Annotated in this window: 12 protein-coding genes and 1 pseudogene; 10 read left to right on the forward strand and 3 right to left on the reverse strand. The window is 41.8% G+C overall.

What is annotated here, in order from left to right; genetic code table 11:
* Positions 1-8 precede the first annotated feature (8 nt).
* The 6 genes from MCT08_RS08150 (at position 9) to MCT08_RS08175 (ending at position 5,728) form a co-directional block, all read left to right on the forward strand.
* Positions 9-1,388: a YcjX family GTP-binding protein gene (locus tag MCT08_RS08150; RefSeq protein WP_274678218.1), complete on the forward strand. Its 1,380-nt coding sequence runs from the start codon at positions 9-11 to the stop codon at positions 1,386-1,388.
* Positions 1,385-2,410, forward strand: a complete 1,026-nt coding sequence (locus MCT08_RS08155) for a YcjF family protein (protein ID WP_274678219.1) — start codon at positions 1,385-1,387, stop codon at positions 2,408-2,410. Before MCT08_RS08150 ends, MCT08_RS08155 begins: the two co-directional genes overlap by 4 nt.
* 122 nt (positions 2,411-2,532) lie before the next feature.
* Positions 2,533-4,077, forward strand: a complete 1,545-nt coding sequence (tyrR, locus tag MCT08_RS08160) for a transcriptional regulator TyrR (protein WP_053312294.1) — start codon at positions 2,533-2,535, stop codon at positions 4,075-4,077.
* Positions 4,077-4,655, forward strand: coding sequence for a ribosomal protein S5-alanine N-acetyltransferase (gene rimJ / locus MCT08_RS08165; protein ID WP_168522061.1), 579 nt, complete (start codon positions 4,077-4,079; stop codon positions 4,653-4,655). Before tyrR ends, rimJ begins: the two co-directional genes overlap by 1 nt.
* The gene (locus tag MCT08_RS08170) at positions 4,655-5,245 is read left to right on the forward strand and encodes an HD domain-containing protein (protein ID WP_274678220.1); all 591 of its coding nucleotides are present in this window, start codon (positions 4,655-4,657) and stop codon (positions 5,243-5,245) included. The genes rimJ and MCT08_RS08170 overlap by 1 nt, the downstream gene beginning before the upstream one ends.
* 9 nt (positions 5,246-5,254) lie before the next feature.
* Positions 5,255-5,728, forward strand: coding sequence for a DUF2947 domain-containing protein (locus MCT08_RS08175; protein WP_053312291.1), 474 nt, complete (start codon positions 5,255-5,257; stop codon positions 5,726-5,728).
* A 47-nt stretch (positions 5,729-5,775) separates the two neighbouring features.
* Here the strand turns inward: MCT08_RS08175 and MCT08_RS08180 are convergent, their stop codons facing one another.
* Both MCT08_RS08180 and MCT08_RS08185 read right to left on the reverse strand, forming a co-directional pair.
* Positions 5,776-6,627, reverse strand: a complete 852-nt coding sequence (locus MCT08_RS08180) for an EamA family transporter (protein ID WP_274678221.1) — start codon at positions 6,625-6,627, stop codon at positions 5,776-5,778.
* A 370-nt stretch (positions 6,628-6,997) separates the two neighbouring features.
* A pseudogene (locus tag MCT08_RS08185) lies at positions 6,998-7,720 on the reverse strand (methyl-accepting chemotaxis protein); the annotation flags it as partial.
* Between the two features lie 227 nt (positions 7,721-7,947).
* Between MCT08_RS08185 and MCT08_RS08190 the strand changes: the two are divergent.
* From MCT08_RS08190 to MCT08_RS08200, 3 genes are read left to right on the forward strand one after another with little or no spacing between them, the layout of a single operon-like run.
* Positions 7,948-9,369: an SLC13 family permease gene (locus MCT08_RS08190; RefSeq protein WP_053312289.1), complete on the forward strand. Its 1,422-nt coding sequence runs from the start codon at positions 7,948-7,950 to the stop codon at positions 9,367-9,369.
* 7 nt (positions 9,370-9,376) lie between these two features.
* Complete coding sequence (locus MCT08_RS08195; RefSeq protein WP_053312288.1) at positions 9,377-10,714, forward strand: ATP-binding protein; 1,338 nt, start codon at positions 9,377-9,379, stop codon at positions 10,712-10,714.
* Positions 10,701-11,174, forward strand: a complete 474-nt coding sequence (locus tag MCT08_RS08200) for a response regulator (protein WP_053312287.1) — start codon at positions 10,701-10,703, stop codon at positions 11,172-11,174. The genes MCT08_RS08195 and MCT08_RS08200 overlap by 14 nt, the downstream gene beginning before the upstream one ends.
* A 536-nt stretch (positions 11,175-11,710) precedes the next feature.
* Here the strand turns inward: MCT08_RS08200 and cspE are convergent.
* Entirely contained in the window at positions 11,711-11,923 is a 213-nt protein-coding gene (cspE, locus tag MCT08_RS08205) for a transcription antiterminator/RNA stability regulator CspE (RefSeq protein WP_010317961.1), read from the reverse strand.
* Positions 11,924-12,437: 514 nt separating this feature from the next.
* Here cspE and MCT08_RS08210 point away from each other — a divergent pair.
* Positions 12,438-13,532: a NapC/NirT family cytochrome c gene (locus MCT08_RS08210; RefSeq protein ID WP_053312286.1), complete on the forward strand. Its 1,095-nt coding sequence runs from the start codon at positions 12,438-12,440 to the stop codon at positions 13,530-13,532.

The following is a 13,532-nucleotide window of genomic DNA, read 5'->3' on the forward strand; positions in this document are numbered from 1 at the left end:
GTGGGTGAATGAAGCGAATTCGTCGAGAAGTGTCAGACTTAATCAATCGTGGGCTAGATTCTCATGTCAGAATTGCCGTTACGGGGTTATCACGAGCAGGGAAAACGGCTTTCATTACCTCGTTGGTTAATCAGTTATTGCATACCTCAACTCATGCGAATTTGCCGCTTTTGTCTGCGGCTCGCGACCGGCGCATTGTCGGTGCAAAGCGTGTCCCGCAAACGAATATGATGGTTCCTCGCTTTGCTTATGATGAAGCAATGCAGCAACTGCATAATGATCCACCTCAATGGCCTACGCCAACGCGTGATGTGAGTGAAATTCGCCTTGCAATCAAATACAAGCCTCAAAAACGCAGCAAAAAATTATTAGGTCATACTTCTACGCTTTATCTCGATATTATCGATTATCCTGGTGAGTGGTTGCTTGATTTACCACTGCTTGAAATGACGTTTGAACAATGGTCTGAAAAGCAGTTTTCAGCATTAAAAGATATGCGTTCTTCCTTAGCGCAACCTTGGTTAGATGCTTTGTCCGATCTCGATCTCACTCATGAGTCGAATGAACAAAAGCTCGCGATGATAGCGAAGCTTTACACTGATTATTTGCATGAGTGCAAAAATGCGGGACTGCATTGGGTACAACCGGGGCGTTTTGTTTTACCGGGCGAACTTGAAGGAGCACCTGTCCTGCAGTTTTTTCCGTGTCAAAATCCCTACGGTGAAAGAAAGGTAGACAAGCATAGTTATTATTCGATGCTGAAAACACGCTATGAGGAGTATCAAACTAAGGTAGTGAATGCATTTTATAAACACCATTTTTCAACCTTTGATCGACAAATCGTACTCGTTGATTGTTTGACTCCATTGAATGAAGGTTACGAGTCGTTTCTAGATATGCGCAGCGCGTTAGAGCAGATAATGAATAGCTTTCGCTATGGAAGAAATGGGCTGCTTAAGCGACTTTTCGCTCCCAAAATAGACAAAGTTCTGTTTGCTGCAACCAAATCAGACCACGTAACACCAGAGCAGCACCCACATTTAGTGTCACTGCTGCAGCAAATGGTTCATCCTGCTTGGCAAAGTGCCGCATTCGAAAATATTGAAATGAGCTGTATCAGCATGGCATCGGTGCAAGCAACTCAAACTGGTTTTATCAATAGCGGTGATACAAATATGCCCGCACTGCAAGGGGTTACTTTAAATGGTGAACCGCTTACCGTATTCCCTGGTGATGTGCCGAAAAAGCTACCGAGTAAAGAGTATTGGCAACAACAAGGATTCGAATTTACTCATTTTAGACCTAAGACTTTTAGCAGCGATGAGCCGTGTCCTCATATTCGTTTAGATAAAGCATTGGAATATCTAATTGGAGATAAGCTGAAATGAGTGATTTAAAAACCAAGCAAGTATTCGATCAGCCACTCAGCGCTGAACCTTTAGCATCTGAAGAGCTGACGGTGCAGCAGCAATTTACGAGCAGCGAGGTTTTTGTGCCAGTCGAAGTCAAAGAGTCACAAGAAGAGGCTGAAGTTCAGCTAGAACAAGTGATCAGGCCAAGTAAAGGACGAAAGTGGTTGGCTAGCGGTTTGCTAGTCAGCTTTTCTGGATTAGTCGGATGGCAAGCGATTGATTCGGTGATTACTGCCGTTCAATCGGCAGATTGGTTAGCTTTAGGTTGGTCTGGTTTTATTACTGCCTTGGCATCGATAGGTATCGGTTCTATAGCCAAAGAACTTTGGAAATTACGCTCGTTACGTCATCACTTTAGTGTGCAAGAGCAGAGTGAGCAGCTTATTTTGTCAGATAGCGTTGGTCATGGTAAGGCATTTTGCCAAGCAATCGCTAAGCAGGGGGGGATTAAAACAGAAAGCCCCGCTTATGATCGTTGGATTAATAGTGTCAACGCATCACACAGTGATGCCGAAGTACTCGATATGTATGACGCGATGGTGTTGGCAGAGCAAGATAAAAAGGCGACTCGAATCGTTTCTCAATATTCAACGGAAGCGGCAGCATTGGTGGCAATTAGCCCATTGGCTGTGGCCGACATGCTGCTTGTCGCATGGCGTAATTTTAAGATGATTGATCAACTGGCCGCATTGTATGGTGTTGAATTAGGTTATTGGTCGCGTCTTAAGTTATTTAAAGTTGTGTTGATCAATATGGCCGCGGCAGGTGCGAGTGAATTGGCTATTGATGCCAGTATGGATTTAATGTCGATGGATTTGGCAGGCAAACTATCAGCGAGAGCGGGACAAGGGCTTGGAGTTGGTATACTGACTGCACGTTTGGGGCTAAAAGCGATGAGCTTACTAAGACCAATGCCGTGGCATCAAGATAGAAAAGTAAAACTGAGCGCCATTCGCAAGCAGATTGTGGCTAAGGTAGCGACTTTAGTGGTGAAATAGTCAGCACTTATCAATAAAACTGCGTGAATGTGAACAGCAAAACATTAGATGACTTGACGCCTTACAAGGCTTGATAGAAACTACTGTCAACTTTTCCTGACACTTTCTATTAGGATTTTTAAGTGCGTCTTGAAGTCTTTTGTGAAGATAGACTCGGTTTAACCCGAGAACTACTCGATATTCTCGCCTCAAGAAATATCGATTTACGTGGAATAGAAATTGATGTGAGTGGCATTATTTACCTCAACTGCCCTGATATTGATTTTGATACATTCAGTGAATTGATGGCGGAAATTCGCCGAATTTCTGGCGTGAAGGATGTCCGTAAAATTCAGTTCATGCCGATGGAACGTCATAATACTGAATTACTGTCGCTACTTAATAACGTTCCTGATGCTGTTTTTGCCATTGATCTAAAAGGGTTTGTCGATATGGCAAACTATTCTGCATTATCTCTATTTAATAAGGCAGAAAAGGAAGTGATTGGCCACCCCATATCAGCACTGCTTCCTGCATTCAATTTTTCTCGATGGATAGAAGGCAATAAAGTTCGTCAGCGTGAAGACATTGTTTTGGATGGTCTGGATTACATGATGGAAATGATGCCCGTCTACATTACGGGTGATTCCAAAGAGTCCACTTTAGCCAGTACCATGATGATGATCCGCTCCAAAAGTGCCTCGACTATTACGGATGATCACTTGCCATTGCATAACAATCTAGGCTTTGAACATTTTGTGGGTATTTCAAATCGTCACAAAGCACTTATTAGCCAAGCAAAAAAACTATCAATGCTCGAACAGCCTTTATTAATTGAAGGTGAGACTGGTACTGGTAAAGAAATGTTGGCGAAAGCGTGCCATAACCGTTCCCATCGTGCGGCATTCCCATTTCTGGTATTAAGCTGTGCTTCAATGCCTGATGATGTGGCTGAAACAGAATTGTTTGGTCATGCACCTGGCTCATTTAACCATCAGCAGGGCCATAAAGGGATATTTGAACAAGCAAATGGCGGTACCGTTTTCCTTGACGAAATTGGTGAAATGAGTCCCCATTTACAGATTAAACTACTGCGCTTTTTACAAGATGGCACTTTCCGCCGCGTAGGGGAAGAACATGAAGTGCATGTTGATGTGCGCGTTATTGCTTCTACACGCTATAAATTGGCTGACTTAGCTGAATCTGGTGCGTTTCGCGAAGATTTGTTCTACCGTCTTAATGTGTTAACACTACGAATTCCTGCATTGCGAGAACGTTCAAATGATGTCCAACCACTGCTTGAACTGTTCATGGCTAAGCATATCAATAAGATGGGAATGAAGAAGCCGGAACTGGCTGAAGATCTTGTAGACCAGTTAGCGCTTTATCAATGGCCTGGTAATATGCGTCAATTAGACAACATGGTATTACGCGCTTTAACGGAAATGCCTGACAATGTCCTTAGCATTGATCTTTTCCATCTTCCACAGCTCGAAACGGTGACGGCAAGTAGTACTAATATCAATATCGACGGTTCACTAGATGACATCATGAAAGAATATGAAGCGCAGATTTTAGAGCGTTTGTATCAGTCGTTTCCCTCAAGCCGAAAATTGGCAAAACGCTTGAATGTCTCTCATACGTCGATTGCCAATAAGTTGCGTGATTACGGAATTCGGAAAAATTAATGCACTCTCATAGTACGGTTGCACAAGTGTATGAAGTGGACGAGGACATTGTGCTAAGAACTGCTCAACCTGGCGATGCTGACATGATTGCGAGTTATTTCAATGCGAACAGAGCACATCTTCGTCCTTGGGAGCCGAAAAGGGAAGCGGCATTCTTTGACGTGAATGGTTGGCGTCAAAAGCTGATCAAACTGCATGAGCTGCACAAAATGCAACTTGGCTATTACTTGCTGATTATCGATAAAGTCAATAACGAGATGCTTGGAACCATTTCGTTTAGTAACATGTCGCGTTTCCCATTTCACGCTTGCAATTTAGGGTATTCACTGGCTGAACATGCTCAAGGTAAAGGTATTATGGGGCGTTCACTGCGTATGGCATGTAACTATATGTTTAACGTACAGAATATGCATCGCATCATGGCTGGGTATATGCCATCTAATAAACGCAGTGAAGCGGTTTTAATGAAAATGGGCTTCCAAAGAGAAGGTTATGCAAAAAACTATTTGCTGATAAATGGCAAATGGGAAGACCATAATCTCACTGCTTTGATTAATCCAGATTGGAGAGCAGATTAATGGATCCACGCTTAGGGCAACAACTTGAGCTCGTGATGGAGCTAGATCGATTAAAATCGGTTTTAAGACGTACTCGAGTAAGAAGTGCTGATGGTCGATTAGAAAATAGCGCTGAACACAGCTGGCATGTTGCTCTAATGGCTGTTTTGATGGAAGAACATTCAAACCAACCCGTTGATATAGCAAAAGTCATTAAAATGTTATTGCTGCACGATATTGTTGAAATTGATGCAGGCGATACCTTTGTTTATGATGTGGTGGCCTCGGCAGAGCAAGAAGAAAATGAGTTAAAAGCCGCGCAGCGATTATTTGCTTTGTTACCCAAGGAACAAGGTGATGAACTACTTGCTGTTTGGTTAGAGTTTGAAGCCGCACAATCGGCAGAAGCTCTATTTGCCAAAGCGTTAGATCGCATTATCCCCATGTTGCTTAATTTTCATAATCAAGGCCAAAGTTGGCTTGAACATGGCGTAACACGTCAACAAGCATTAACCGTGAATTGTCGTATTGATGACGGTTCACATGCGCTGTGGCAACATGCACAGCAAATGATAGAACAAGCAACCTTAAATGGTTGGTTAAAACCTTAAGGAAATTCAATGTCTTATTTGCCTTTGGACCAATACCAAAGAAAATGGATTTTCACACACAACTCAATGCCAGTTTCAGAGCAAGATTTGGCTCAGATAAAACCAATGTCTCAGGCTAGATCTGCCCAATTTTGGATTGAAAATATTAGCGCACAAAGCCCTGATTCTGAGCGACTCAGTTCTCAAGATTGGCCTTGTAAAAAAGATAGCTGGACAAACAATACCAGTTGGATGAGTGAATGGGAAAGTGATGATGAAAGTATGCCGCAGCTCATTTTAGACCATATTGATTGGCAAGATGATGTAACAGTGTACTTTTGTTATGAAAAATACAATGTGATTGAAACCAAGTGGGTCACATTTAAGAAACATTGGAAGAATTTTTTATTCTACGACGATGGCCCTATCTTACTAGGTCGACGACGTTCACAAGCATTGTGGTTTAATTCAAACGGCCAAGTTAAACTCGGTAATAGAAAATAGTTAAAAAAAGCAGCCTCGGCTGCTTTTTTGGTGATAGACATTGTGAGCTATTTCTTCGCTGACAAGGTGCTCCCCATTGAAGCGGTAATGATCATGGTTATTGCTAGCCATTGATTCACATTGAGCTGTTCATGCAAAATCAACAAACCAGCCAGAGCGGCGATTGCTGGCTCTAAACTCATCATGACACTAAAGTGCTGAGTAGACAGCCGATTCAAGGCAACCATTTCAAGACAGTAGGGTAGGGCACTGGATAGTATGGCGACTAACAATGCCATAGGTAATATCGACCAGCTCCAAATAGAGGCCTCGGCTAATGACACGCCAATCGGAAAAGCAAATAAGGCAGCAATACTCATGCCTATTGCAACCGTTGCACCACCCGAGCCGACACTGCCTGCTCGTTGCCCGAACCAAATATACAAGGCCCAGCAACCTCCGGCTGCAAGCGCTAACATAACACCAATCGGGTCAAGAGCATCAACACCGGTTAAGTCCGGTAATAAGAAGATGATCCCTAAAATAGCCAATGTAACCCAAATAAAATCGCGTTTCCGTTTTGACGAGAGTAGTGCAATTAGCAGTGGTCCTGAAAACTCAAGTGCAACACCAATGCCTAAAGGAATGCGCTCAATTGCGAAATAGAACATCAGTTGCATTCCACCTAAGCTGGCCCCATAAATAAACATCGATCGCCATTGGGTAAGAGAAAGCGTTAAGCGCCACGGACGAAAAATTAACACTAATATCAAAGCAGATAAACCAACCCTCAATGCTATAGTGCCACCAGGGCCTACAATCGGAAAAAGTTGTTTTGCGAGAGATGCACCAGACTGAATCGTCGTCATCGCTAAAAATAATGACAGTATGGCGAGTAGTATAGGAGATTTGATTGGCAAGATGTGCGCTCAACTCAGAATGGGAATGCGGCGATTATGCCCGAAAAATATGTTGGTTTATATATTCGGTAATAGAGAAAATTGAAGGAAGTTATTTTGTTATACCGTCACCGTGAGAGCTTAGAGTCTCACGGTGAACTTAATATTATTTTACGTAAAAACGTGGGTTAGCCGTTCCCCAAATGGTATACAGTTCAGGGAAAATTAGTTCGGCATTTTCTTCCATTTCAGTAACGGTAATTCGCTCTTGCTTCTCCATTACTTGTAATCGCAATGCATGGAATTTCTTGAGCAAGAATGGTTGGCATTAAACCTCGTATACCATTCCCATAAGCATCAGCCTTCATTACGTGTATTGGTAAGGTTGCAATTAGTGAAGCTTGAAACGTCCCATCGCATCTTGAAGTGTCACAGATAGTTGGCTGAGTTCCTTACACGCTTGTGCGGTTTGCTCAGAACCTTCCGCCACTTCTTGCGAAGCCACGTGGATATTTTCAATATTTCGACTCAATTCGTCGGCAACAGAATCCTGTTCACTGCACGCACTTGCGATTTGGGTTCCCATATCAGCAATCTGGGCAATCGATTTTTCGATGGAGAGCATTAACTGTTGCGAATGGCTACCTTGAGTCACACAAGTCTCGATACTGGCGCGAGAGTTCTCCGTTGCTTCTTTGGCTTGTTTGGCCATCGATTGTAATTTCTCGATGATGGTCGTAATTTCTCCTGTAGAAGCTTGAGTTCTACCTGCAAGGGTGCGAACTTCATCAGCAACTACCGCAAACCCTCGGCCGGATTCTCCTGCTCGAGCCGCTTCAATGGCAGCATTGAGAGCTAATAAGTTGGTTTGTTCAGCAATATTGCGGATTACATCAAGCACGACATTAATCTGTGTAGACTGCTTCTCAAGATCTGACACTGTTTCGCCCGTTTGAGTAATAATTGTAGCTACTTGCTGAATAGATTGAACCATATCTGCATTATCTTGAGCACCTTCTTGAGCTTTAGCGTTTGCATCCATGGCTTGTGATGCTGAATCTTCAGTATTACGCGCAACATCACCCACAGCAGCTTTCATTTGTGTCATCGCGGTAATTTATTGTGGCTAAATACTCAGTAATTGATTGTAAACCTGTGCTGAGGATGAATGTGTAATTTGCAACCTAGCACACATTATTCACAATTGTTTCGCGCGTAATCTTTATTCATTGATCTAAAGCCAAACTTTGCATTGTTCGAATACCACATAATGGGACGCAGTTCGAAATTGGGCCTCGCTACAATTTTCGTATATAAATCAATACTCAGGAAGAGTTTTATATGGTACGTCCTTACTTAAAATTTATTCTCCCAATCCTTATTCCATTGGTCATTTTAATGCTGCCGGTATCGGCGTTTCCATTTGATGGGTTGACGATCATTCAGCAACGAGTGATTGCTATATTTTTACTTGCCGCACTTTGTTGGGTATTTGAACCTATTCCTATTTATGCCACTTCTGTTGTGGTGATCGTGTTAGAGTTGCTGATGCTATCTGATAAAGGCATATGGTTTTTCCGTCTAGAGGAAGGGCAGCCCCATTTCGGAGGTTTGTTGAAATACAATGAAATAATGGCGACCTTTGCCAGCCCCATCATCATGCTGTTTTTAGGCGGTTTTTTTCTGGCTATGGCAGCCACAAAATATCGCTTGGATGTAAACCTTGCCCGCGTGCTGCTTAAACCCTTTGGTCATAATCCTAAGTATGTGATGTTAGGTCTGATGCTGATCACCGGTATTTTTTCGATGTTTATGTCCAATACCGCGACCACCGCTATGATGTTATCGATACTAACACCGGTGATAGCTGTATTTGGTCCCAAAGATCCGGGTCGAATTGCTTTTGCTTTATGTATTCCTGTCGCGGCTAATATAGGTGGGATCGGAACCCCGATAGGCACACCGCCTAACGCTATTGCGCTTAAATATCTTGTTGGCGAAAATCTAATCACGTTCGGTGAGTGGATGGCATTTGGTGTGCCGTTTGTCATTATTATGATGGCATTAGCGTGGTTTCTAATTGGATCAATGTTCAAGGCTGAGCAGCAACATATTGAATTGACGATTAAAGGAAAATTTCTAAAAACGCCGAAAGCGATTATGGTTTACATCACCTTTGCATTAACCATTGTGCTTTGGCTTATGGGTTCAACTCATGGCATGAATTCTTATACTGTAGCCTTGATACCTGTCGCTATCTTTTCGCTAACGGGCATTATCAATAAAGAAGATTTAAAACGGATTTCCTGGGATGTTTTGTGGTTAGTTTCCGGTGGTATCGCTTTAGGCTTGGCGCTTGATAAAACGGGTTTAGCGCAACTGATGGTTAACAGCATACCATTTGATCAGTTTTCACCTTACGTTGTTTTATTTGGTGCGGCATTCTTGTGTCTGACTATGGCCAACTTTATGTCTCATACTGCAACAGCAAACCTGCTGATGCCGATTATGGCAGCATTAGGGGCTTCTATGGCATCACTGACCCCACTTGGTGGAGAGATCACCTTGATTCTTGTTGTTACATTCGCCGCTTCATTGGGAATGTCACTTCCCATTAGCACCCCTCCTAATGCACTAGCTCATGCAACCGGCCATGTACAAAGCAACCAAATGGCCAAAGTCGGCGTTATTCTTGGCATCGTTGGTGTATTGCTTAGTTTCTTGATGGTGTGGATTTTACATACCGTTGGTCATATTGGATAAACCTGTTATGGCGGATCAGAAATTTACGGCATTAATTGAGCGCTACTTTCACCACCCGCAGCGAATGGTCAAGCTTCCTGCGGGTAGCGTTGTGATTGAACAAGAAGGTTATAACGATCGACTTTACTATGTATGGTCTGGTGAACTTTCAGGCCACTACTCAGAAAAGGATGAGAGAAAAACCAAAGTGTTTACCGCAAGTGTGGGAGCTTTTATTGGTGTACATAGTTTTTTTTCTGGGACGTGGACAGCATCGTCAACTGTGATGGCCGAAACCGACGTCGAACTTGCGTGGATTGATCGCTCAACAACCGTGCTAGATGAAAAAGAATTTGGTCCTCTTACCGCGCAATTTACGCCTGTTATTGTTAATGAGCTTTCACGCAGACAGCGCCGTGCAACACAGGAGTCTCTAGCTAAAGAAAGAGCGTTAGAAAGACTTCATTCAGCTGAACAAATGACAACTTTAGGGCAGTTAGCCGCGGGTATTGCCCATGAACTTAATAATGCCATTGGTGTAGTCAGTAGTAAGTCTGAACGCTTGGAAATCTTGTTCATGGAGTTACTTGAAGAAGTACATCCTGAAGCCAGCCAGTTTTTTGATTTTGGTTTGCTATATGGCCAAAAAGTATCGTCTAGCGAAGCAAGAAAAAGAGGAGCTCTGTTTGAAAAAAAATATGCTTTGCCCAAAGCCATTGCTCGTGATTTAGCAAAAGCTGTTGCTGACGATTATTTGTCGGCACACTGGCTAAAGAATCCCCATCTCGCTATTCGTTATTGGCAAATGGGGAGAGACTTACATGATTTACGTTTAGCTTCTAAACATACAGTCGGAATCGTTAAGTCTGTTAAACAATTGGGGCGGACAGAAATAACCCAACAAGAAGAGTTCGATATTAACGATACCATTAACAGAGCTCTCGCTTTATTACAAAGTGATTTGCGTCGGGTTAGTGTGCGTATCAGACCTGCATCTCTTCCTATATTTAAAGGTTCACAAACCGAATTAGTACAGATTTGGGTGAACCTTATAAAAAACGCTTGTGATGCAATGCTTGAAACAGATAAGCCAGAAATAGAAATACAGACTAGGTTAAGTAAGCAACGTATATTAATAACGATTGCAAACAATGGGCCAGAAATAGATGAAACAACCAGACGTAAAATATTTCAACCTAGCTTTACAACAAAAAAAGGTGGGTTGTCGTTTGGCTTAGGACTCGGGCTATCAATAGTAAAACGTATTGTTTCCGGTTATGGTGGAAACGTAGCACTGAAAAGTGATAGCGAGCGAACAATATTTAGAATCAAGTTACCAATTGAGGGCGATTATGGAGAAGCTTAATATTATTTGTGTCGACGATCAAAGGGAAGTGCTTAGCGCTATTTTGCAAGATCTTCAGCCGTTGGCAGTCTGGTTAAATATTGAGGACTGCGAGTCAGCACATGAAGTGCTGGACCTTATGGATGAGTTTGATGCACAAGGAGAGTATATCGCTGTATTGATCTCTGACCATGTGATGCCGGGTAAAACCGGCGTAGAACTGCTGACAGAAATTGCTGCAGATTCAAGATTTGCTAAAACTAAAAAAGTATTACTAACAGGGCAGGCAACCCACACTGATACTATTAATGCGATTAATACAGCAGGAATACAGCGCTATTTCGAAAAACCTTGGAATGCTAAAGAGCTTGTTCAAGCTGTTCGTACTTTAGTTACGGAGTTTATTTTTGATCAAGGTTTAGATTATACCGAATATCAGAGTGAGCTTGACCAAAATATTGTTTTTGAAAGGTTAAGATAGAAAAATAATGCCCAAATAACTTTAATGGCGGCAATTAAAGTTTTTGGGTGTTAATTTGTCAGGTTAAAATAACCGATGTGTTCTTTATCAGAATTTAAAACGTCACCTTGCTGAGTCGCTTCATCATATAAAAAATAGAGATGAAGAGTATCTAAAATACATTTTTCTTGGCTTAATATATGTCTTGTTAAAATATCGCTATTAAGTTGGTGTATTGATGCATTCCAGGTGTGATTTTGAATGTTAAAGTTAATGTTCATATTGTTGGCGTAATTTTGGTGTTGCTTTAGATTTAGCAAACCAGAAACGCTTTCTTCCAGTTGTACGAGAAATAATAAATATCCTTCAGATATAAAAAATTATTGTTTAGATGATAATTGTCAAAACGATTGTTTCAAAAATGGCTGAGTGTTCGAACGAGTAAAACAGAGAGAAACTAAGCGGAAGTTTGATAGAGAAGTTTGGAAAATGTAATCTAATTTGCGGGTTTTATAAGAGCGTTGGCTAGTCACCAACGCTCATACGCTTATGCGAAATTATTCAGCACGAACGTTAGCAGCTTGAGGACCTTTAGCACCTTGTTCTACAACAAAAGATACTTTTTGGCCTTCAGCTAAAGTTTTGAAACCTTCAGAAGCGATTGCACGGAAGTGTACGAATACATCTGGACCGCCATTGCTTTGAGAAATAAAACCAAAACCTTTAGTTTCGTTGAACCATTTTACTGTGCCAGTAGTTGTGTTAGACATGTTATGTCCCTTATAAAAAATTTAAAATACAGGTGTTGCTTTGAGACGAATTATTATAATGAGACTATGAAACTAGAGGACACTTAGAATTGAATCTGAAAGGGAACTTTGGCTTACTTGTTACATTAATAACCCTGTTCAACAGAGCGGATGCAGTTTCACATGGTGCAAGCTAAAAGTAAAGCATTTATTTAATATTTTTTATAAATAAAAAAACAAATCAGTTTCATACAGTTCGTTTGTTCTCTGAGCTGAACGACAGCGTGATCTATTTCTCACGTTGTATGTGCTTGCTGCAATGAACAGCTAACTTTAAGAACCCACTTACTTTTTCTTCTTCCGTTTTTCCTAAACCGCTCAAAGTGTGCGCAGTGTCACTCCTGATATAGCACTGTGTTGTCTATTGTCAAACTAAGATACTTCTTTAGGGGTACATTCTTTATGGGGCACTGGGTAGGCATATTAGGCGTTCAGTGAACTGTCGTTCAACCATCACCAGCATTTGTGAGGAATAATGAATATTAAAAAGAGAACAATAGTAGGACTTCTTGCTATTGGTGTAGTGATTGGCTGGCTAAGTCTTGGTGGTACTCATGCCATTTTAGAAAAGACTTCAAGTACTGAATTTTGCTTGTCATGCCACACCATGGATACACCATTTAAAGAGTACCAGGGCTCCGTGCATTTTAGTAATGCCAAAGGGATTCGCGCTGAATGTGCAGATTGTCATATTCCGACCGATACCATGGATTATTTGATCACTAAAATCAGAGCGTCGAAAGATATCTATCATGAGTTCATCACTAAGAAAATTAGTACGGATGAAAAGTATGAAACACATCGAGCGGAAATGGCAGAAACCGTATGGGCGCAATTGAAAGCAAATGATTCAGTTACCTGTCGTTCTTGCCATAACGAAGACGCGATGGAAACTTTTGACCAAACGGCAGAAGCGCAAAAAATGCACCAATATGGCATTGATAATAATCAAACATGTATTGATTGCCACAAAGGTGTGGCACACATACTGCCTGAAGTGAAAATGGATAGCCAAGCCTTGGCACACTTAGTAGATGAAGCGAGTCTAACGCCGCTAGATTCGTCCGTGGTATACGCTATGCAGGCTACATCTATGGGCGATTTGGGCACGATTAATCCAGCAACCCCACTAAAAGTGTTAAAAGGAGCAGACGGTGTTCGTACTATTGAACTGACGGGTTATCAAATGCAAGGCGCGGAACAAGTCTTGTATATGGGAGAAGGTAAACGTGCTGTTATTGCTATGTTGACTGAAGCTGGGCAACAAAAGCTGAGTGTAGGGACATACAATGAAGATGATTATGGAAATAGCTGGCGTCAGGTGACATTGGAAGCACAAATAGATACGCCTGTACTCGGTAAGATTGATTCTCTTTGGGCATATGCAGAGCAGTTAGACAATGTTTATTGTTCAACTTGTCACGCTAAGATTCCAAGCAATCACTTTACTGTCAACGCATGGCCTTCTGTAGCGAAAAGTATGGGTGATCGTACATCTATCACTAAAGAGGATTTAGAAATCCTGACCAAATACTTCCAATACAATGCGAAAGACGTTGTTGCCCAATAA

Origin of the sequence: Vibrio aestuarianus (assembly GCF_028858425.1) — a bacterium.
GTDB classification, from domain to species: Bacteria; Pseudomonadota; Gammaproteobacteria; order Enterobacterales; family Vibrionaceae; genus Vibrio; species Vibrio aestuarianus.

Excerpts from the sequence above, each read along its gene's own strand:
- MCT08_RS08150 (WP_274678218.1), top strand. The coding sequence starts at position 9 with ATGAAGCGAATTCGTCGAGAAGTGTCAGACTTAATCAATCGTGGGCTA.
- MCT08_RS08155 (WP_274678219.1), top strand. The coding sequence starts at position 1,385 with ATGAGTGATTTAAAAACCAAGCAAGTATTCGATCAGCCACTCAGCGCT.
- rimJ (WP_168522061.1), top strand. The coding sequence starts at position 4,077 with ATGCACTCTCATAGTACGGTTGCACAAGTGTATGAAGTGGACGAGGAC.
- MCT08_RS08170 (WP_274678220.1), top strand. The coding sequence starts at position 4,655 with ATGGATCCACGCTTAGGGCAACAACTTGAGCTCGTGATGGAGCTAGAT.
- MCT08_RS08175 (WP_053312291.1), top strand. The coding sequence starts at position 5,255 with ATGTCTTATTTGCCTTTGGACCAATACCAAAGAAAATGGATTTTCACA.
- MCT08_RS08190 (WP_053312289.1), top strand. The coding sequence starts at position 7,948 with ATGGTACGTCCTTACTTAAAATTTATTCTCCCAATCCTTATTCCATTG.
- MCT08_RS08195 (WP_053312288.1), top strand. The coding sequence starts at position 9,377 with ATGGCGGATCAGAAATTTACGGCATTAATTGAGCGCTACTTTCACCAC.
- MCT08_RS08200 (WP_053312287.1), top strand. The coding sequence starts at position 10,701 with ATGGAGAAGCTTAATATTATTTGTGTCGACGATCAAAGGGAAGTGCTT.
- cspE (WP_010317961.1), bottom strand. The coding sequence starts at position 11,923 with ATGTCTAACACAACTACTGGCACAGTAAAATGGTTCAACGAAACTAAA.
- MCT08_RS08210 (WP_053312286.1), top strand. The coding sequence starts at position 12,438 with ATGAATATTAAAAAGAGAACAATAGTAGGACTTCTTGCTATTGGTGTA.